The following is a 19,357-nucleotide window of genomic DNA, read 5'->3' as shown; positions in this document are numbered from 1 at the left end:
CAGGGAAAGGGGTTCAGCGCGCGCGCCGGGGCGCTGTCGCCCCGATGCGTTCCAGCTCGTCCATGTCGTCGTCTGCGAAGCCGGCTTCGCGCAATACTTCCCGCGCATGCTCGGCCAGCGCGGGCGGAGGCCGGCGCAGGCCGCCGGGGGTGCGCGACAGCTTGATGGGCGTGCCCAGACCCTTGTAGCCGTCGTGTTCGTAGACCATGGACCGGGCGTGCGTGTGGTCCGCGCCCAGGGCTTCGTCCATGCCCATGACGGGGCCGATGGGCAGGCCTTCGGCCAGCAGGGTCCGGCTCAGGGCCACGCCGTCGTGTTGTGCCAGGGCTTCGGCAAGCAGGGGATAGAGCGCGGCGCGGTTGCGCGACCGGTCGCTGTTGGTAGCGAACCGCGGGTCGGCCGCGAGGTCCGGTATGCCCAGCAGTTCCACCAGGCGGCGGAATTGCCGGTCGGTGCCGATGACCACGAAGATCTCGCCGCTGCGGGTGGCGAACTTGTCGCACGGCGTGACGTTCGGGTGCGTGTTGCCCGTCAGGCGTGGGCGGCTGCCGTCCAGGAAATAGTTGGCCGCGTGGGGATGGAGCAGCGACATGGCGCAGTCGTACAGCGCCATGTCCACGTACTGGCCCAGGCCCGAGCGGCGGCGTTCGTGCAGGGCCATCAGGATGCCTATCGTGGCGTAGAGTCCGGTGGCCAGGTCGACGATGGGCGTGCCTATGCGCAGCGGGCCGGTCTCGGGCGTACCGTTTACGCTCATCAATCCGCTCATGGCCTGGAGCACGGCGTCGTACCCCGGCAGGTTGCCCAGGGGGCCATGGCTCCCGAAGCCCGACACCCGGCAATGGATCAGGCGCGGGAAGCGCGGCGCGAGATCGCTTGCATAACCCAGGCCCCACGCTTCCATGGTGCCGGGCTTGAAGTTCTCGACCAGGACGTCGGCGTCCTCCAGCAGGCGCAGCAGCACGGCCCGCCCCGATTCGCGCGACAGGTCCAGCACCATCGATCGTTTGTTGCGATTGACGCCGATGAAATAGCTGGCGTCTCCGCGTTCAGCGTCCGTGCCGGCAAAGGGTGGGCCCCAGCCGCGCGTGTCGTCGCCTTGCGGCGGTTCCACCTTGATGATTTCCGCGCCATGGTCGCCCAGGATCATCGTGCAGTAGGGGCCGCCCAGCACGCGGCTCAGATCCAGGATACGCACGCCGTCCAGTGCGCCGGCGGCGCGGGACGGGGGTGGACAGGTGTCGGGCGAAGGCTCGGTCATGAGCGAGGATTCCGTAATGGGGCGGTCATGCCGCCGGGGTGGGGTCGGGAATGAACTCCAGGCGTCCGGCCGGATCGAAGCGTCCGCGCAGCGGCATGCCGATCTCGAGGGGCGTGCCGTCGTCCGCGACGATCCGGCTGACCAGGCGCGGGCCTTCCGCCAGTTCGACGTGCGCGACGTTGTAGGGAGGCGGGAAGTCCGGGTGGTACTGCTGCCGGTAGACGGCATAGGAATGGAGGGTCGCCCGGCCGCAGGCGGGTATCCATTCGATGTCTTCGGGGTTCGCGCCGTAGCCGTGCGACGCGTAGCCCAGGATCTCGCCGCTGGCGCGCAGGCGCGGCACGCGCAGTTCGCGCCTGGCGATGAAGTCCAGGAAACAGCGTTCGAAGTGGTCGGAAGCGAGCAGCATGGCGGGTCCTAGGCGAGCGAGCGGTGGGGGCTCAGGATCAGCGCGGCGTGATACTCCAGCCTGCCACCCGAGCCGTTGACCAGCACGATGTCGTTGGCCGCGCACTGCCGCTCGCCACCGTCGCCGCGGCACTGGATGACGGCCTCGCTCAGCGGGGTCATGCCTTGCAGGTAGTAGCTCGACAACTGGCCGCCGCCGGTGTTGACCGGCAGCGCGCCGCCGGGCGCGGTCGTGCCGTCCAGTACCATGCTGGCGGCTTCGCCCCGGCCGCACAGTCCGTAGTCCTCGAGCGCGGCCAGGGCGCAGTACGAGAACGCATCGTAGAACTGGCACATCGAGACGTCCCTCGGCCCGACACCCGCCATCGCATAGGCCTTGCGGCCGGCCAGTTGGCCGGCGGTGGCGAGGTCGTGCTGCCCCTGCGGCGTATCGGCGCTGGCGTGGCCCTGTCCCATGCCGTGGACGTATACGGGCCGCCGGCCGGCGTCGGCGGCGCGGTCGGCGCCGGCCACGATGACGGCCGCCGCGCCGTTGACCGGATAGGCGCAGTCCAGCACGTGGAAGGGTTCGACGATCGTGCGCGAGGCGTGGTATTGGGCCAGCGTGAGCGGTGTGCGCTGGAAGGCGAGGGGGTTGCCCGCGGCCCATTGGCGGCAGGCCAGGACGTAGGCGCCCAGATGATCGGGGCCGGCGCCATGCAGGGCCATGTAACGGCTCGCGGCCAGCGCGTAGGACCCGACCGGGCCGAACAGGCCGTACGAGGCGTCCCATCCGGCGATGCCGGTCAGCGAGCCTTCGTTGCTGAAGGAGGCCCCGCCGCCGCGCGCCGGGCCGATGGGCGCGTCGGCGAACACGCAGGCGACCACCGATGCCAGGCCGCTGTGGATGGCGGCCGTGGCGTACTGCACCATCTGGAGGACCGACGAACCCTTGGCTTCGATCGTGGTCAGCATCCCCAGCGTGCGCAGGCCCATGTCGTCCTGCACCTTGGGTGGCAGGACGCCGGGATCGGCCAGGGCGCTGGGATTCAGCAGCAGGCCGTCGACCTGGTCCGGGCCGACGCCGGCGTCCGCCGTGGCGGCCCGTACGGCGGCGGCCGCCAGCGCGCGCACGGAGCCGGCGGGCTCGCGGGAAAGGGGGCTGAAGCCCAGGCCGACGATGGCCGAGAGCGGAGCGTGGGCCATGGTCAGACCAGGAAGGAAAGGCTGGGCAGCGGGCCCGATGCGTGGACCAGGGACACCTTCTTCAGGAACATCCTGAGCTGGCCGTCCACCAGCCGCAGCCCATATTCGACCCGGCCCGGCCAGACGTTCAGCTGATTGACCGACTGCACCTGGTATTCGTAGATGGCGAAGTTGGCCGCGACGCGATAGTCGCCGTTTTCTTCCTTGTCGGCCGTCAGGTTGGACAGCATCCTGCGCAGGATGGAACGCGGCGCCTGGCTGTGCCGGGTGCCGGTGCGCAGCTGCCGCAGGCGGGTCGCCAGCCGGGAACGGTTGTCGTTGATGATGGAGACGTCGCTGTCCGGATCCGGCTCCTGGCCGTCGATGACGACGGGCACCCAGTAGCGGATGTTTTCGTCCCAGAGCGCTTCCCATTCGTCGAAGCGCGATTCGTCCGCCAACCGGGCTTCCTCGTGGACGAAGCGCTCCAGCATCCGGTGTTCGTCGATCGGCAACAGGGGGGTCTGCATGGCATGTCCTTCTAGAGCGTCGGCTGGGCGGTTTCCGCCATGATGTCCCGGTAGCATCGCCAGAAGCCCCGGTTGGGTGTCTCGTCGGTGTAGTGGGACACCACCACGCCGCCGTCGGTCGCCGTTTCGCGGGACAGTCCGCGGCTCAGGTCCAGCCAGGCCGGCGAACCCTTCAGCGCGCGCCACTGGCGTTCCGCGATGATGGCGTCGTCCGCCGTCAGGAACGACGACGGTCCCAGGGCGACCTCGCCCTGACGCATGATGCGTCGGTTCAGTTCCTCGGGGGCGCCCTTCAGGTAGAGCGGGGTGTGCCAGTTGACGGTCTCGCCCACGCCCAGGGGCTGGATCATGACCAGACAGGTCTCGGCCAGGAACAGGTTGGGGAAGATGAAGGTGTGCGGCGGCCCGGCCCGCATGATTTCCCGCGCGGCCGATTCGCCGTGACGGCGGACCATGTCGCGCGTGTAGTCCGGGTAGCGCGTCTCGTCCACGCCCAGCCAGGTCATGGGCCGGTCGTAGGTCGGGCCGTAGTCGAGCTCGGTGTGGCCGTTGCCCAGGTAGCGGACCACCGCCGTGATGCGGTCCTCTTCGCCGGACAGGATGTTGCCGTACTTGCCGGGGGTGCCCACGCTTTTCGTGAAGGAGTCGTGCACGAAGCCCACGTGATAGCCGTCGGCCTCGTTTTCGGACAGCATCTTCCAGTTGGCGCGGAACAGGTGCTTGATCCACGGGCCGCGCAGTTCGATCTCGCCTTCGGGCGACAGGTCCACCTGCCGGTCCAGCGCGCGCGCGGCGTGGCCGAGATGTTCCAGCAGGGGGATGGGCGAGGGGTTGAACGTCGCGAAGACGAAGCCGTTGTAGCTGTCGACGCGTGCGCGCTTCAGGTGCAGCGATTCATCCGGCTCGATACTGGACAGCGGCATATCGAGCAGCGCGCCGTCGGGCGAGAAGATCCAGCCGTGATACTGGCAGGCCAGCGTGCGTCGGTTGCCGCGCTCGGGCTGGCAGAGCAGGTTGCCGCGATGGGCGCAGCGGTTGGCCACGACGTGGATGCCGTCGGCGCCGCGGATCAACAGCACGGGTTCGAGTCCCATGGTGCGCCGTACATAGTCGCCCCGCCGCGGAATCTCCGAGGCGTGGCCGACATAGACCCATCCCTGGCCGAAGATGGTCTGCATCTCGCGGTCGAAGATGGCCGGGTCGGCGTACAGGCTGCTGTGGACCGAGGCGTCGCGGATCAGGCTGGCAATGTCTTTCATGAAGGGTCCTTCAGGAAGTGATGGCGCGGCCGGCGCGTTCCCACACCAGGCTGGCGGTACGGGCCTCGGGCGTGCCGTCTTCCAGCCGCGCGGACAGGTGCAGCAGGCCGTCGACGATCGCCGCCTTGCGGCGCTGCACGCCGCCCTCCCAGTTCGGGAACAGGCTCATGTCGACGTGCTGCCGGACTTCGTCCCCGGCCAGTTCGTAGGTACCGGCATAGCTCATGAAGCTCTCGTAGGCCCGCGCTTTTTCCTCGGCGCTGGCGTTCCACTGCCCGCCGGTGGCGAAAGCCTGGCGGTCCGCCCGCTCGATCATGCAGAACATGCGGTCGTCGTCATATTGGATGAAGCCCCGGGGTGCCTGCCCCATGGGGTGGGTCACGCGGCCGTCGTCATAGGCCTGCGTCCATTGCCTGAGGGTCCAGCGGCCCTGCAGATCCTGTTTGCGCATGGTGTCTCCTTTCAGCGTGGCGCCAGGAATTCCCCGACCAGCGCGGTGAACGCCGCTGGCTGTTCGATCTGCACCCAGTGGCCGCAGCGGTCGATCTCGGCCAGGCGCGCGCGCGGCATGGCCTGGGCCAGCCGGCGCGAGGCCTCGATCGGGATCACCTTGTCGCCGCGCCCGTGGACGATGAGCGTCTCGTGCGGGATGGTGCGCAGGACGGCCTCGTCCGTGGCCATGTCGTCCAGGATCCGCTGCCGGGGCGGCGGGAACATGCTGCCGAACCGGGCCTGCACGTCGTCGCGGATGCTGGCCCGGTAGCGCATGGCCGCCAGGTCGTCGTCGATGAAGGACGGATCGTGGACGAAGACGTCCAGCAGTTCGCGCATCGCGGCGGGCGAGGGTTGATACCCCCACACCTTCTCCAGTCCGTCGGTGATGGGAAACCGCAGGCCCACCGGTCCCATCAGCACCAGGCGATCGACGCGGCCGGGATGCCGGGCGGCCAGCTTGAGCGCCAGTGCGCCGCCGAACGAGTTGCCCACCACCGAGACCCGTTCCAGTTTCAGCGCGTCCAGCAGCGCGATGAGCTGGCCCACCCAGGTGGTCCAGTGGTACTGCACCCCGGGCGGCGATTCCGTATAGCCGAAGCCGACCATGTCGGGGGCGACGACGCGCGCCTGCCGCGCCAGGACGGGGATGGTCAGGCGCCAGTTGGCCCAGGCTGTCACGCCTGGACCCGATCCGTGTATCAGCAGGACGCCCGGCCCGTTGCCGGCGTCGTGATAGTTGGTCCGGAAGCCGCAGGTCGGCAGGCTGCTGCCGATTTCAGGCGGCCGCGCGTCCGGGGCGGAAGGTGTCTCCATCGGTTGCTCCTGGTGTCGTATTTTTTCTCAATATACAGTACAGATGCTTATTTGAGCAAAAAATTTCCGAATTATTAATTTGTTTTTCACGTATTATGGGATTTTGAAGATACGGAGCGGCGCAATGCTGCAATCTCTGGGATACGTGGGCCTGGGCACTTCTCGGTTGGCGGAGTGGGAAGATTTCGCCCAACGGCTGCTGGGCATGCAGATCGGCGACAGGAGCCGCCACACCCTGGCGCTGCGCATGGACGACTGGCGCCAGCGCCTGCTGCTCGACGCGGACGCCGCCCGGCCGCATTTCTTCGGCTGGGAAGTCGCCGATGCGGGGGCGCTGGACGCGTTGGGCGCCTGCCTGGAGCGCGCGCGGGTGCCGTTCGTCCGTGAACCGGAAGCGCTGGCGCGGCGCAGGGAGGTCACGGGGCTGCTGTCCCTGTCCGACCCCGCGGGCAATCGGCTGGAGGTCTTCCACGGCGCCGCCCGGGGCGGTGAACCGTTTCGCCCGGGCCGCGCGATATCGGGTTTTCGCACCGGCTCCCTGGGCCTTGGGCACGTGGTCTTGAACGCGCGCCATGTCGACGCATTGGTGCCGTTCTATCGCGACCTGCTGGGATTCCGACTGAGCGACTACATGCGCGAGCCCTTCAAGGCCTACTTCTTCCACCTGAATTCACGCCATCACAGCCTGGCGCTGATCGAGGCTGACTCCGACGGCATCCATCACCTGATGGTGGAGCTGTGTTCACTGGACGACGTGGGGCAGGGCTACGATATCGCATCGTGCGAGCAGGACCGCGTGGCAGTGACGCTCGGCCGGCACATCAACGACTTCATGACTTCGTTCTACGTCCGCACGCCGTCTCCGCTGATGATCGAATACGGCTGGGGCGGACGCAGCGTGGACGGGGACTGGCAGCCGTGTGAACTCACGCACGGGGCCAGTCTGTGGGGACACGAGCGCCAGTGGCTGCCCGCGGACAAGCGCGCGCTGGCGCTGGACCTGCGCCTGGCCGCGGCGGCCCAGGGGCAGCGCGCGCCGGTGCAGGTGCTGCCCGGCCATCATCAGCTGGCCGCCGATGGCATGCGGTAGCATTCCGCAATCCCCCACCGCTCCGGATCCGCGGACATGTCCAGTCTCAAACGTATGCTCGCCGTTTTCGACGCCTTCTCGTCGGAACATGCCGTCCTGACCGCCGAGGAGATCATGTCGACCCTCGGCTACAGCCGCGGCACCGCGTATCGCTACGTGAAGGAACTGTGCGACGCGGGCTTCCTGACGCGCGCGGCGGGCGGGTATGCGCTGGGGCCGCGCATCATCCAGCTCGACTACTGCATCCGGCAGCGGGATCCGATCCTGATGGCCAGCCTGCCGGTTATGCAGGTCCTGCGCAAGCGGTACGAATGCGATGTGCTGCTGACGGTCTTCTACGAGGATCAGGTCGTGGTCACGCACCGCGAAAGCGGTGACCAGGAACTGGTCATGAGCTACGGGCGTGGCCGGGTGATGCCACTGTTCCGGGGCGCGGGCTCCAAGGTGCTGCTGGCCTGCCTGCCGCCGGTCCGCCAGAAGCGGCTGTACGGGGCGCATGCCGAGGCCATCGCCCAGGCCGGCATGGGCGAATCGTGGGAAGCGTTCCGGGCCTCGCTGGCCGCCGTCAAACGGGTGGGCCACGCAGTGTCCTTCAGCGAACTCGACCAGGGTAACGTGGGCGTGGCGGCCCCCATCGAGCAGGATCCCCTGAACATGCCCGCCGGCCTCGTCATGGTGTTCCGCACCGAGCGGTACGAGGTGCTGGACAAGGAAGGCCTGCTGCAATCCCTGAAAGCCGGTATACGCCAGATCGCCGCCCCCCGGACCGGGGCGGACTGACCCCCTTGGCCGGAGCCCGCCCGCACCCCGGGCGGCGGCGTTTTTTGTCCCTCGTTCCGTAAAAATCCCAAAATACGAAAAAATAAATAGAAAAAAAACGATTGTAGTGTCACTATATTCCGTATATTGGGACTAAAAACGAGCGTCCCGTCCGAGAGGAGACAGCTATGGACCACAACAGGCGTGCCCTCCTGGCCACGCTGCCCGCGATGGCATGGGGACTGCCGGGCGGTGCCCGGGCGCAGGGCAATGCGTATCCCACCCGGCAGATGCGCTTCGTCGTGCCGTTCACCGCGGGCGGAGGCAACGACGTACTGGCGCGCGACATCGCGCAGCCGCTGGCGGACATCCTTGGCCAGCCGATCATCGTCGACAACAAGCCGGGGGCCGGCGGCAACATCGGCGCCGACCTTGTGGCCAAGGCGGCGCCGGACGGCTACACGCTGCTGCTTGCCACGAACACGCTGACCATCAATCCGTTCGTGTTGCGCAGCATCCCCTTCGACGTGGCCCGCGACCTGGCTCCTGTCATGCGTATCGCCAACCAGCCCATCGTCATCGTGGTCAACAACGCCTTGCCGGTGAAGAACATGCGCGAACTCGTGGCCTATGCGGGCGAACATCCCGACCGCCTGAACTACGCCTCCCCGGGCAGCGGCACGCCCCACCACATGGCGGCCGAACTGTTCAAGCAGGTCTCCGACATCCGGATGGTCCACGTTCCCTACAAGGGCGCCAGCCAGGCGCTCACGGATCTCATAGCGGGCCAGGTGCAGGTCATGTTCGCGTCCATCATCTCGGCGCTGCCGTTCATCCAGAGCGGACGGGTGCGCGTCATCGCCACGGCCGAAAGCCGGCGCCTGTCCCTGCTCAAGGACGTGCCGACCGTGCAGGAATCGGGTTTCCCCACCTATTCGGCCACCATCTGGGGCGGGGTCATGACCACCGCCGGCACGCCGCCGGCCGTGATCGACAAGCTGGCGGCCTCGATCCGGCGCGCGCTGGACAAGCCGGGCGTGCGCCCGGGCCTGGTGGCGTCCGGTTTCGAGATCCTGCCCGAAGGGCCGGCGGAGTTCGGCGCCACCGTGCGCAGCGATCTCGTCCAATGGCAGGCGGTGGCCCGGAAGATCGGCCTGGTGCCGGAATGATCCGTGGCGCGCCTTAGCCGCGCCCCGACCCGAACACCGACACCAGGAAATCCACGAAGGCCTTGATGTGGGGCGGCACCGGGCGGCGCGCGGTGTACAGCACCGCGATGGGCGGGCCCGGGCGCTTCCAGTCGGGCAGTACCTGCACCAGGCGCTTTTCCGCCAGCGACTGCGCCAGCAGGAAGTCCAGGTCCTCGTAGATGCCCAGCCCCGCCAGCGCGCAGGTCAGGCCCGCGCGGGTGTTGTCCACGATCAGGCGGCCCTCGGCGGCCATGCTCACGGTCTGCTTGCCCTTGACCAGTTGCCAGTCGTAGGGACGGCCGGTGTCCGGATCCCAGAACTCGATCAGCCGGTGCCGGCGCAGCTCGTCCGGGTGGCGCGGCGCGTGGTACAGCTTCAGGTAGGCGGGGCTGGCCGCCATGATGTAGTTGCCCCGGCCCAGCAGCTTGAAGCGCAGGGGCGAATCGCGCAGCGGACCCACGCGCAGGCCGATGTCGGCGCCCGAGACGGTGGGATCGACCACGCCTTCGTTCAGCGAGATGCGCAGCGAGATGTCGGGATACGCCTGGACGAATTCCGGCAGCCGCGGGATGACGCGCGCGTTGGCGACCGATTCGGCCATTTCCACGTGCAGGTGGCCTTCGGCGCGGCCGCTGCGCGTCTGGATCTCCGCGTCCAGCTCGGCCAGCCCTTCGAGCAGCATGCCGGCGCGCTCGGCGTAGCGGCGGCCTTCGCGCGTGAGCCAGACGCGCCGGGTGGTGCGATTGAGCAGCTGGGTGCCCAGGTGCCGTTCCAGTTCCTGGATGTGGCCGGTGATGGCCGAGCGGGAAACGCCGAGCTTGCGGGCGGCGCCGGTGAAGCTGCCGGTGTCGGCCACAGCCAGGAAGGCGCGTATGGGAGTCAGGCGGTCCATTGTTCAAGTATAGATAACAATGTAGTCAAGGCATCGAAGCAATGACACCCTATACTGGAATACGCAATCAGTATCCTTTTTCATAGGGAGCGACCCCATGTTCTGCCCGCTGTTCCGCGGACCGATCGCAAGGCGCCCTGCCACGTTCGCCGCAGGATATGCCCGAATCGCCGTCCATGCCCCGCATGGTGCCCGGCCGGTTCTCCGCAGCCATCCTGCCCGTGTCTTCCGCGCTTCCTCGATCCTGCCCGCACCGGATCGTTAGCGTCGTCCGGACGCCCGTGCCGCCGTGCACGCAACCAGACCTCGCCATCACGCACGACCGCCGCGCCAGCCGCATGGCTGCTCGCGCTCGTCAACTCAAGGAAGCGCATCATGAATACGCCCATTACCCATCGATTCACCCCCGCCGCCCCGCCGGCGATGCCGAACCCCGCGTTCGCGTTCCGCCCGGCCGAGGTTCTCGTGGCCGCCGCCAAGGTGCTGCTGCCCTTCGTCATCATGGCCGGAATATTGTTGCTCGCAAGGTAACAATTCCGCAATACAGCCATGAGAACGAGGAGCGCATCATGCGACATTGGTTTTTTCTTGCCATCGCCATCGTTGCCGAGGTGGCCGGCACCAGCTTCATGAAATGGAGCAGTATCCACGGACACCTGGGCGGCCTGGCCGCGATGTTCGTCCTGCTGGGCGCGTCGTACTACGCGCTGTCGCTGGCCGTGACCCGCGTGCCGGTGGGCCTGGCCTACGCCGTCTGGGAAGGCGTGGGGCTGGTGGCGATCACGCTGGTCAGCCTGGCCTGGTTCGGTGAAAGCATCGGCCCCGCCAAGGCGGCCGGCATCGCCGCCGTGCTGGGCGGCATCCTGCTGATCAAGCGCGGCATGACACCCGCCGCGGACGAGGACACCGTTCCCGCGCTTGCCGCCCCGCGGTAAGGGGGCGCCATGCTGGATTCCTTCACCTGGTTCCACGGGGTCATGCTGCTGGTCGCGGCGGGCCTGGAAGTGGCGGCTAACATTTTCCTGAAACTGTCGCGGGGCTTCACCCGCAAGTTGTACGGGGCGCTGTCGATCACCCTGGTGTTCGGTGCCTTCGCCTGCCTGTACGTGGCGGTGCAGGGCATCGAGCTGTCGGTGGCCTACGCCGCCTGGGGCGCGCTGGGCATCCTGGCCACGGCGCTGGCCGGCCGGGCCCTGTTCGGCCAACGCATCCGGCCCGCCGGCTGGGCTGGCATGGGGCTGCTGGTGATCGGGCTGCTGCTGATGAAGTTCGCTTGAGCGCCACCCAGGTAAAATCCCAGGCTTCTCTTTGCCGAGGTCCGCCGTGTCCGAGCCCAAACTCCAGAATGACGTCTTTTTGCGGGCTCTCGCACGCCAGGAAACCGAATACACCCCGGTCTGGCTGATGCGGCAGGCCGGCCGCTATCTGCCCGAGTACAACGCCACCCGCGCGCGCGCCGGCTCCTTCCTGGGCCTGGCCAAGAATCCCGATTACGCGACCGAGGTCACGCTGCAGCCGCTGGCGCGCTTTCCGCTGGACGCCGCCATCCTGTTTTCCGACATCCTGACCGTGCCCGACGCCATGGGCCTGGGCCTGGACTTCGCCGCGGGCGAGGGGCCGCGCTTCGCGCGCCCGCTGCGCACCGAGGCCGACGTGGCCAACCTGGCCGTGCCCGACATGGCCGAGCTGGACTACGTGTTCGCCGCCGTCAAGCAGATCCGGCGCGACCTGCACGGCCGCGTGCCGCTGATCGGTTTTTCCGGCAGTCCGTGGACGCTGGCCTGTTACATGGTGGAAGGCGCCGGGTCCAGCGACTACCGCACGGTCAAGACCATGATGTACAGCCGGCCCGATCTCATGCACCGGATCCTGAGCGTGAACGCCCAGGCGGTCGCCGTCTACCTGAATGCCCAGATCGAGGCGGGTGCCCAGGCGGTCATGATCTTCGACAGCTGGGGGGGCGTGCTGGCCGACGGGCTGTTCCAGGAGTTCTCGCTGGCCTATACCCGGCAGGTCCTGGCCGGGCTGGTGCGGCAGCATGAAGGCCGGCAGGTGCCGGCCATCGTGTTCACCAAGGGCGGCGGGCTGTGGCTGGAAGAGATCGCCGCGTCCGGCTGCGATGCCGTCGGCCTGGACTGGACGGTCAACCTGGGCAAGGCGCGGGCCGCCGTGGGGGACCGCGTCGCCTTGCAGGGCAACCTGGATCCGATGACCTTGTTCGGCGGCGCCGACCGCATCCGGGCCGAAGTGGCGCGCACGCTGGACAGCTACGGTACGGGGCCGGGCCACGTCTTCAACCTGGGCCACGGCATCTCGCAGTTCACGCCGCCCGAGGCGGTCGAGGTACTGGTCGAGGCCGTCCACCAGCACCGCCGCGGGCCGCGCGCCGGCGCCTAGGGGCTGTGTGGACAAGCTCCCGCCACGCGGGGGCGGGGCATACCAGTGCTTACCCGTATTGTCTGGCATGCGGATTCAACTTATGCACATTCGGGCATGGGCCGGGAACATATCTTGCAAACTCGATGGGACTACGGCTGTAGGCTTTAAGTAGTTGATTTTTCTAGGTTTTAGTGAATCTGTATCATTAGATCCCAAAGCAAGCACTTTTCGTCTACGTCCTATTACCTTATTTGTGCGCCGGTTGTCCCCAAAGTTATCCACAGGTTTCGGCACGAAAAAAATCCCCTGTCGAATAGTGGAGTTAGCAAAGTTTCAGAGGTTTTACTTTAAGTTCCCGCGACGGTGACGCCGTGGTCTTTCGCCGGAGTTCGACAGTTGTCCACATCCCCGTCCGTCCCTCTGTCCCTCGTCCCGCCGCCAAGCAGGGAGGAAGGGACGACCTGGGTGCGCGTGGCGCTGGACGTGCCGCTGGCGGGACTGTTCGACTACCGCGCCCCCGCCGGTGCGCGGGTGGGACAGCGCTTGATCGTTTCCTTCGGCCGGCGGGAGATGGTGGGCATCGTCATCGAGACCCCGGCAACGCCGGCGGTGGCGGTCGAGCAGGTCAAGGACGTGGTGCAGATGCTGGATGATCTGCCTCCATTTCCCGATGATTGGCTGAAGTTGGCGGCTTTTGCGGCCGATTACTATCAACGTCCGCTGGGCGAGGTCATGTTGCCCGCGCTGCCCGGGCCCCTGCGCAAGCCGGCGGCCTACCAGGGCTTGCGCGCGGCGGGCGGACCGGTGGCCCGGCTGGATGCGAAAGCTGCGCGCGCGGCCAAGCCCAAGCGGACACGGCGCAAGAAGAGCCCCGCGGAAAGTGAAGAGCAGGCGCTTACTTCCGAAGAAAACGGCTCTGTACCTGAAAACCCCGAGCCGACGCTCCCGGCGCCGCCGATTTCCCTGCCCACCCTGAACGCGTCGCAGCAGGAGGCGGTGGACGCGTTGTCGGGCCTGTCGGGCTTCAAGCCCGTCCTGCTGCATGGGGTGACCGGCAGCGGCAAGACCGAGGTCTACCTGCGCGTGGCCGAGCGTGTCCTGCGCGAGGGCCGGCAGGTGATGCTGCTGGTGCCCGAGATCAACCTGACGCCGCAATTGGAGCAGGTGTTCCGCCGGCGGCTGGAGGCCATCGCGGGACCGGGCGGGGTGGCCGTGCTGCACAGCGGACTGGCCGACGGCGAGCGGCTGGAGGCCTGGCTGCGGGCGGTGCGTGGGCAGGCCCGGGTGCTGCTGGGGACGCGGCTGTCGCTGTTCACGCCGCTGCCCGATCTGGGCCTGATCGTGGTGGACGAAGAGCACGACCCTTCCTACAAGCAGCAGGAAGGACTGCGCTATTCCGCCCGCGACCTGGCGATCTGGCGCGCCCGCGACCGCGGCGTGCCGGTGATCCTGGGCTCGGCCACGCCGTCGCTGGAGACCTGGCACCATGCCCAGTCCGGCCGCTACCTGCTGCTGTCCCTGCCGCAGCGAGCCCTGGCCGCCGAACCGCCGCGCATCCGGCTGCTCGACACCCGCAATGTAAAGCTCCAGCAGGGCCTGGCCCCGCCCTTGCTGGAAGCGGTGGCACAGCGGCTGGAAAAGGGCGAGCAATCGCTGATCTTCCTGAACCGGCGCGGCTACGCGCCCGTGTTGCATTGCGATGCCTGCGGCTGGGTCAGCGGCTGCCCGCGCTGCTCGGCCTACATGGTGCTGCATCGCCAGCCGCCGCGCATGCCGGGCGGCCCCGGGCGCCACGAGCTGCGCTGCCATCATTGCGGCTGGCAGCAGCGGGTGCCGATGGCCTGCCCGGACTGCGGCAACCAGGACCTGCAGCCCATGGGCCGCGGCACGCAGCGGCTGGAAGAACACCTGGGCGAGCTTTTCCCCGGCGCGCGCATCGCGCGCATCGATGCCGACAGCACTCGCCGCAAGGGCAGCGCCCAGGAACTGTTCGCCCGCATGCACGCGGGCGACATCGACATCCTGGTCGGCACGCAGATGGTGGCCAAGGGGCACGACTTCCAGAATCTGGGCTTCGTCGGCGTGCTCAATGCGGACGCCATGCTGTTCTCGCACGACTTTCGCGCGCCCGAGCGCCTGTTCGCGCAATTGATGCAGGTGGCGGGCCGCGCCGGACGCGCGGGCACGCCCGCCGAGGTCTACATCCAGACCGGCTATCCCGAGCAGCCGCTGTACCAGGCGCTGGTGCGCCACGACTACGCGGGCTTCGCGCGCTATGCGCTGCGCGAACGCGAATCGGCGGGCCTGCCGCCGTTCGCCTACCAGGCCCTGCTGACCGCCGAGGCGCGCGAACTGGCCCAGGCGCAGGCCTTCCTGGCGCAGGCCCGCGCCTGGACCGATGGGACCGATTCGTCCCAGGCCGCGGATATGTCGCGCATTACGCTCTATGATCCTGTACCGCTGCGCGTGGTTCGCGTGGCCAATGTCGAACGCGCCCAGTTGCTGGTGGAAAGCGACAGCCGTCCCGCGCTGCAGGGTTTCCTGCGGGCCTGGGGCGGCGTGCTGCCCGGCCTGGCGGCGACCGCCCGGGTGCGCTGGCACCTCGAGGTCGATCCGCTGGAGATCTGATGCGCGATCGCCGGCCGCCGTCCACGCCCGCCTCCCGATTACCGTCCGCGCGGCCGCCCGCCGCGCGCCATCGATAGCCAAGCTTCCGTATGACTGCCTCTTCCCCCTCCGCCGCGACCCGTGCCATGGACCGCGCCGACTCGCGGCTGAACAAGCCCGACGGGCGCGCATCGCACGCGCTGCCGCCGCTCGACGCCGGCATGAACCCGGCGCAGCGCGAGGCCGTGCGCTATCTGGACGGCCCGTGCCTGGTGCTGGCCGGGGCGGGCAGCGGCAAGACCCGCGTCATCACGCAGAAGATCGCCTATCTGCTGCGCGACTGCGGCTATTCGGCGCGCAACGTGGCGGCGCTTACCTTCACCAACAAGGCCGCGCGCGAGATGGCCGAGCGGGTCGGCTCCGTCGCCCCGCCCAACGCCATCAAGGGCCTGACCATCAGCACCTTCCACTCGCTGGGCGTGAAGATGCTGCGCGAGGAAGCCAAGCAGGTCGGACTCAAGCCGCAGTTCTCCATCCTGGCGGCGGATGACGCCATGGGCATCGTGCAGGAGCTGGTCGCCACGACCGACAAGGGCCTGATCCGCGCCGTGCAGAACGCCATCTCGCTGTGGAAGAACGCGCTGGTCGAGCCGGACCAGGCCGAACGCCTGGCCACCACCGACAGCGAGCGCGACGCCGCGCGCGTGTACCGCAGCTACAACGCCACCCTGCGTTCCTACCAGTCCGTCGATTTCGACGACCTGATCCGCCTGCCGGCCCGGCTGCTGGAGTCCGACCACGAGGCGCGCGAGCGCTGGCAGTCGCGCATCCGCTACCTGCTGGTGGACGAGTACCAGGACACCAACGCCTGCCAGTACCGGCTGGTGCAGTTGCTGACCGGACCGCGCGCGATGCTGACCGCGGTGGGCGACGACGACCAGGCCATCTACGCCTGGCGCGGCGCGACCATCGAGAACCTGGCCAAGCTCACCACCGACTATCCCAACCTGCGCGTCATCAAGCTCGAACAGAACTACCGTTCCATGCAGCGCATCCTGGCGGCGGCCAACAGCGTCATCGGCCACAACCCCAAGCTGTTCGACAAGAAGCTGTGGTCCGACCTGGGCGTGGGCGATCCGATCGGCGTCATCCCCATGGACGACGAAGAGTCCGAGGCCGAATCCGTGGCCATGCGCATCTCCGCCGCGCGCTTCGAGCTGAAGGCCGACTGGCGCGACTTCGCCATCCTCTACCGCAGCAACCACCAGGCCCGCATACTCGAACAGGCGCTGCGCAACCTGAAGATCCCGTACATGGTGTCGGGCGGGCAGAGTTTCTTCGACAAGGCCGAAGTGCGGGACATCATGGCCTACCTGCGCCTGATCGCCAACGACGAGGACGATCCGGCGTTCATCCGCGCCATCACCACGCCCAAGCGCGGCGTGGGGCAGTCGACCCTGGAAGTGCTGGGCACCTACGCGGGCGAGCGCGAGATCCCGCTGTTCACCGCAGTATTCGAGACCGGCCTGGAGCAGCGCCTGCAACCGCGCCAGCTCGGGCCGCTGCGCGAGTTCTGCGAGTTCATCAACCGCATGCAGTGGCGCGCCGGCGCGGCCAAGGGCGACGCCGCTCCGTCGGGCGAGAGCGCCTCCGAGATCCTGGACGACCTGGTGCGCGCCATCCAGTACGAGCGCTACCTGTACGACCACTTCGACGAACGTGGCGCGCAGAACCGCTGGCAGACGGTGCTGGACCTCCTGGGCTGGCTCAAGCGCAAGGCCGAGGAAGACAAGATGAGCCTGATGGACCTGGTCCAGCACATCGCGCTCATCACCATGCTCGAGAAAAGCGACGACGAGGATCCCGACCTGGTGCGCATGTCCACGCTGCACGCCTCCAAGGGCCTGGAGTATCCGCACGTGTTCCTGATCGGCACCGAGGAAGGGCTGCTGCCCCACCTGGGCAAGGACGACGAGGAAGGCGACCCCGCCAAGGCGGCCGAATCGCTGGAAGCCCGTGTGCAGGAAGAACGCCGCCTGATGTATGTCGGCATCACGCGCGCGCGGCGCACGCTGAACGTCACCTGGTGCAAGAAGCGCAAGCGCGGCCGCGAGGACATCGCGCGCGAACCTTCGCGCTTCATCAAGGAAATGGGGCTGGAGACCGACGAGGTGGCCGACGCCACGCCGGGGCTCAGCGCCAAGGAAAGGCTGGACCGGCTGAAGTCCCTGCTGAAGAAGGAGTGAGCCCGCGTGCGGCTATAAAAGGGTAATTACCTAGTCTTTTAACATTCTATAGTTCTATACATAGAATGTTTTTCGGGTTCTAATAGCGCCAGATTCGGACGCGGCCGCGTGGCTGCCGTGTGCCGGGGAACGATCGCCCGCTGGGGCGGCATCTGGAGGAAAGACTCGTGTCTTACATAGGTACGGATATCGGAGGGACGTTCACCGACCTCGTTCTTCTGTCCGACGACGGCGACGTGCGCATCTTCAAGGCACTGACCACGCCCGACGACCGCACGCGCGGCGTGCTGGACGCCATGAAACTGGCGGCCGAGGAACTGGGCATTCCGGCCGACCGGCTGGTGGCCGAACTGAAATACTTCTCGCACGGCACCACCGCCGCGACCAACGCGTTCATCGAGCGCAAGGGCGCGAAGACGGGGCTGCTGACCACGCGCGGTTTCGAGGACACGCTGCGCATCCAGCGCGCCATGGGCGGCTGGATCGGCATGCCCACGCACGAGATCTCGCACTTCTCGAAGCGCCGCGTGCCCGAGCCCATCGTGCCGCCGGACCTGATCAAGGGCGTGGCCGAGCGCGTGGACTACAAGGGCGAAGTCATCGTGCCGCTGGACGAGGCGGCGGCGCGGCAGGCCATACGCGAGCTGCGCGAGGCGGGCGTCGAGGCCATCGCCATCAGCCTGCTGTGGTCCTTCCGCAATCCGGCGCACGAGCAGCGCCTGGCCGAACTGGTGGAGGAAGAAGCGCCGGGGCTGTTCGTGACGACGTCCTCGCTGCTGGTGCCCATCATCGGCGAATACGAGCGCACCTCGACCACGTCGATCAACGCCTATCTGGGCCCGGTCATCCATCGCTACATCAACGGGCTGGAAGGGGCGATCCGGCGCTTCGGCTTCAAGGGGCCGATCTCCATCATGGAATCGGGCGGAGGCGTGCTGCCGGCGGCCGAGGCCGCGTTCCAGGCCGCCAACCTGCTGACCTCGGGTCCGGCCGGCGGCGTGCTGGCCTCGCAGAAGCTGGGCGACCTACTGGGCTACCGCAACGTGCTGACGGCCGACATGGGCGGCACCAGCTTCGACGTCGGCCTGATCGTGGACGGCCAGCCGCTGCTGGAAACCGTGCGCGAAGTCGGCCGCTTCCACGTGGCGCTGCCGTCGATCAAGGTCACGGCCATCGGCGCGGGCGGGGGCTCCATCGCCCGCGTGCGCGATGGCCACCTGACCGTGGGCCCGGAAAGCGCGGGCTCCACGCCCGGGCCGGCGTGCTACGGCCGCGGCGGCGTCGAGCCGACCATCACCGACGCCGACGTGGTGCTGGGCATCATCGATCCGCGCTACTTCCTGGGCGGGCGCATGGGGCTGGACGTCGAGGCCGCGCGCGAAGCCGTGCGCAAGCACGTGGCCGAGCCGCTGGGCATGAGCGTGGAAGAGGCGGCCGCGGGCATCCGCGAGGTCGCCAACAACCAGATGGCGGACCTGCTGCGCCGGGTCACGCTGCGCGCCGGCTACGATCCGCGCGACTTCGTGCTGATGGCCTACGGCGGAGCGGGCGCCACGCACGCGCACCAGTATGCCGAGGTGGCCGGCATCGGCAAGGTGGTCGTGCCCAACACCGGGCCAGCGCATTCGGCCTACGGCACGGTCACGGGCGACCGCCACCGTTCGTTCTCGCTGGCGGTGGGCCAGCACGCGCCGGCGCGCTTCAAGCGGGCGTCCGAGCACATCGACATCGCGGCCCTGAACGAGGGTTTCGGCCAGATCGAGGCCCGCGCGCGCGAAGCGCTGGGCGACGACGTCACCATCCACCGCTACATCGGCATGCGTTTCCGCCAGCAGGTGCACGAGATCGGCGTCGAGGTGCCGGCCGGGCAGCTCCAGGCCGCCGACGTCGATGCGCTGGTGGATGCCTTCGAGGCGCAGTACGAGCGCATCTACGGCAAGAACACCGCGCTGCGCAGCTCGGGCGTGGAGTTCACCGTGGTGCGGGTCGAGGGCACGTCCCCGGTCATCAAGCCGGCGGCGCGCCAGGTCGAGGGCGCCGGCCGCTCGAACCGGCCGGTATCCGATCGCCAGGTCTATTTCTACGGCCACGGTTTCATCCGCGCCGACATCTATCGCAGCGAGGACGTGGGCCCCGGCCATGCCATCGCGGGCCCCTGCATCATCGAGCGGCCCGACACCACCATCGTCGTCGGCCCGGACCAGTCGGTCGAAATGGAGCCCTACGGCAACTTCGTGATTTCCATCGCGCGCAACCAATAACGC

At 68.0% G+C, this 19,357-nt stretch carries 18 protein-coding genes; 10 read left to right on the top strand and 8 right to left on the bottom strand.

Features of this window, described 5'->3' with window-relative positions; all coding sequences use genetic code 11:
• Positions 1–13: 13 nt before the first annotated feature.
• Genes WKR98_RS04035 through WKR98_RS04005 form a run of 7 tightly spaced genes read right to left on the bottom strand, consistent with a single transcriptional unit; the run spans position 14 to position 5,930 of the window.
• Positions 14–1,261 (bottom strand): CaiB/BaiF CoA transferase family protein, encoded by a 1,248-nt coding sequence (locus WKR98_RS04035; protein WP_341432145.1) that lies wholly within the window; start codon positions 1,259–1,261, stop codon positions 14–16.
• A 25-nt stretch (positions 1,262–1,286) separates the two neighbouring features.
• The gene (locus tag WKR98_RS04030; protein ID WP_341432144.1) at positions 1,287–1,670 is read right to left on the bottom strand and encodes a Zn-ribbon domain-containing OB-fold protein; all 384 of its coding nucleotides are present in this window, start codon (positions 1,668–1,670) and stop codon (positions 1,287–1,289) included.
• Between the two features lie 8 nt (positions 1,671–1,678).
• A complete protein-coding gene (locus WKR98_RS04025; RefSeq protein WP_341432143.1) occupies positions 1,679–2,854 on the bottom strand; it encodes a thiolase C-terminal domain-containing protein in 1,176 nt (391 codons plus the stop codon).
• A 2-nt stretch (positions 2,855–2,856) separates the two neighbouring features.
• A complete protein-coding gene (locus tag WKR98_RS04020) occupies positions 2,857–3,363 on the bottom strand; it encodes an aromatic-ring-hydroxylating dioxygenase subunit beta (protein ID WP_341432142.1) in 507 nt (168 codons plus the stop codon).
• A gap of 11 nt (positions 3,364–3,374) precedes the next feature.
• On the bottom strand, positions 3,375–4,622 hold the full coding sequence (locus WKR98_RS04015; protein ID WP_341432141.1) for an aromatic ring-hydroxylating oxygenase subunit alpha: 1,248 nt from the start codon (positions 4,620–4,622) through the stop codon (positions 3,375–3,377).
• Positions 4,623–4,632: 10 nt separating this feature from the next.
• Positions 4,633–5,073 carry a lipocalin-like domain-containing protein gene (locus WKR98_RS04010; protein WP_341432140.1) on the bottom strand — a complete coding sequence of 147 codons (441 nt, stop codon included), beginning with the start codon at positions 5,071–5,073 and terminating at the stop codon, positions 4,633–4,635.
• 11 nt (positions 5,074–5,084) lie between these two features.
• Positions 5,085–5,930: an alpha/beta fold hydrolase gene (locus WKR98_RS04005; RefSeq protein WP_341432138.1), complete on the bottom strand. Its 846-nt coding sequence runs from the start codon at positions 5,928–5,930 to the stop codon at positions 5,085–5,087.
• A gap of 124 nt (positions 5,931–6,054) precedes the next feature.
• Here WKR98_RS04005 and WKR98_RS04000 point away from each other — a divergent pair, with 124 nt between their 5' ends.
• The 3 genes from WKR98_RS04000 to WKR98_RS03990 all read left to right on the top strand — a co-directional run bounded on the left by WKR98_RS04000 (position 6,055) and on the right by WKR98_RS03990 (position 8,948).
• Positions 6,055–7,020 (top strand): VOC family protein, encoded by a 966-nt coding sequence (locus WKR98_RS04000; protein ID WP_341432137.1) that lies wholly within the window; start codon positions 6,055–6,057, stop codon positions 7,018–7,020.
• A 36-nt stretch (positions 7,021–7,056) separates the two neighbouring features.
• Positions 7,057–7,800 (top strand): IclR family transcriptional regulator, encoded by a 744-nt coding sequence (locus tag WKR98_RS03995; protein ID WP_341432136.1) that lies wholly within the window; start codon positions 7,057–7,059, stop codon positions 7,798–7,800.
• A 167-nt stretch (positions 7,801–7,967) separates the two neighbouring features.
• Positions 7,968–8,948, top strand: a complete 981-nt coding sequence (locus WKR98_RS03990; protein WP_341432135.1) for a Bug family tripartite tricarboxylate transporter substrate binding protein — start codon at positions 7,968–7,970, stop codon at positions 8,946–8,948.
• 13 nt (positions 8,949–8,961) lie between these two features.
• Here WKR98_RS03990 and WKR98_RS03985 read toward each other — a convergent pair whose 3' ends face one another.
• Positions 8,962–9,861 carry a LysR family transcriptional regulator gene (locus tag WKR98_RS03985; protein ID WP_124691975.1) on the bottom strand — a complete coding sequence of 300 codons (900 nt, stop codon included), beginning with the start codon at positions 9,859–9,861 and terminating at the stop codon, positions 8,962–8,964.
• A 375-nt stretch (positions 9,862–10,236) separates the two neighbouring features.
• Here WKR98_RS03985 and WKR98_RS03980 point away from each other — a divergent pair, with 375 nt between their 5' ends.
• From WKR98_RS03980 to WKR98_RS03950, 7 genes are all read left to right on the top strand, one after another.
• Complete coding sequence (locus WKR98_RS03980) at positions 10,237–10,392, top strand: hypothetical protein (RefSeq protein ID WP_161568004.1); 156 nt, start codon at positions 10,237–10,239, stop codon at positions 10,390–10,392.
• A gap of 38 nt (positions 10,393–10,430) precedes the next feature.
• Positions 10,431–10,796: an SMR family transporter gene (locus WKR98_RS03975; RefSeq protein WP_341432134.1), complete on the top strand. Its 366-nt coding sequence runs from the start codon at positions 10,431–10,433 to the stop codon at positions 10,794–10,796.
• A gap of 9 nt (positions 10,797–10,805) precedes the next feature.
• Positions 10,806–11,138 (top strand): multidrug/spermidine efflux SMR transporter subunit MdtI, encoded by a 333-nt coding sequence (gene mdtI / locus WKR98_RS03970; protein WP_341432133.1) that lies wholly within the window; start codon positions 10,806–10,808, stop codon positions 11,136–11,138.
• A 46-nt stretch (positions 11,139–11,184) separates the two neighbouring features.
• Positions 11,185–12,258: a uroporphyrinogen decarboxylase gene (hemE, locus tag WKR98_RS03965; protein WP_341432132.1), complete on the top strand. Its 1,074-nt coding sequence runs from the start codon at positions 11,185–11,187 to the stop codon at positions 12,256–12,258.
• A 447-nt stretch (positions 12,259–12,705) separates the two neighbouring features.
• The gene (locus tag WKR98_RS03960) at positions 12,706–14,868 is read left to right on the top strand and encodes a primosomal protein N' (RefSeq protein WP_341433792.1); all 2,163 of its coding nucleotides are present in this window, start codon (positions 12,706–12,708) and stop codon (positions 14,866–14,868) included.
• Between the two features lie 200 nt (positions 14,869–15,068).
• Complete coding sequence (locus tag WKR98_RS03955; protein ID WP_124692542.1) at positions 15,069–17,093, top strand: UvrD-helicase domain-containing protein; 2,025 nt, start codon at positions 15,069–15,071, stop codon at positions 17,091–17,093.
• Between the two features lie 167 nt (positions 17,094–17,260).
• The gene (locus WKR98_RS03950; RefSeq protein WP_124691971.1) at positions 17,261–19,354 is read left to right on the top strand and encodes a hydantoinase/oxoprolinase family protein; all 2,094 of its coding nucleotides are present in this window, start codon (positions 17,261–17,263) and stop codon (positions 19,352–19,354) included.
• Positions 19,355–19,357: the final 3 nt, after the last annotated feature.

Origin of the sequence: Pigmentiphaga sp. YJ18, from assembly GCF_038066655.1 — a bacterium.
Classification (GTDB): domain Bacteria; phylum Pseudomonadota; class Gammaproteobacteria; order Burkholderiales; family Burkholderiaceae_B; genus Pigmentiphaga.
The sequence above is the reverse complement of the archived record's forward strand: the minus strand, read 5'-3'. Positions and strand labels throughout refer to the sequence as shown.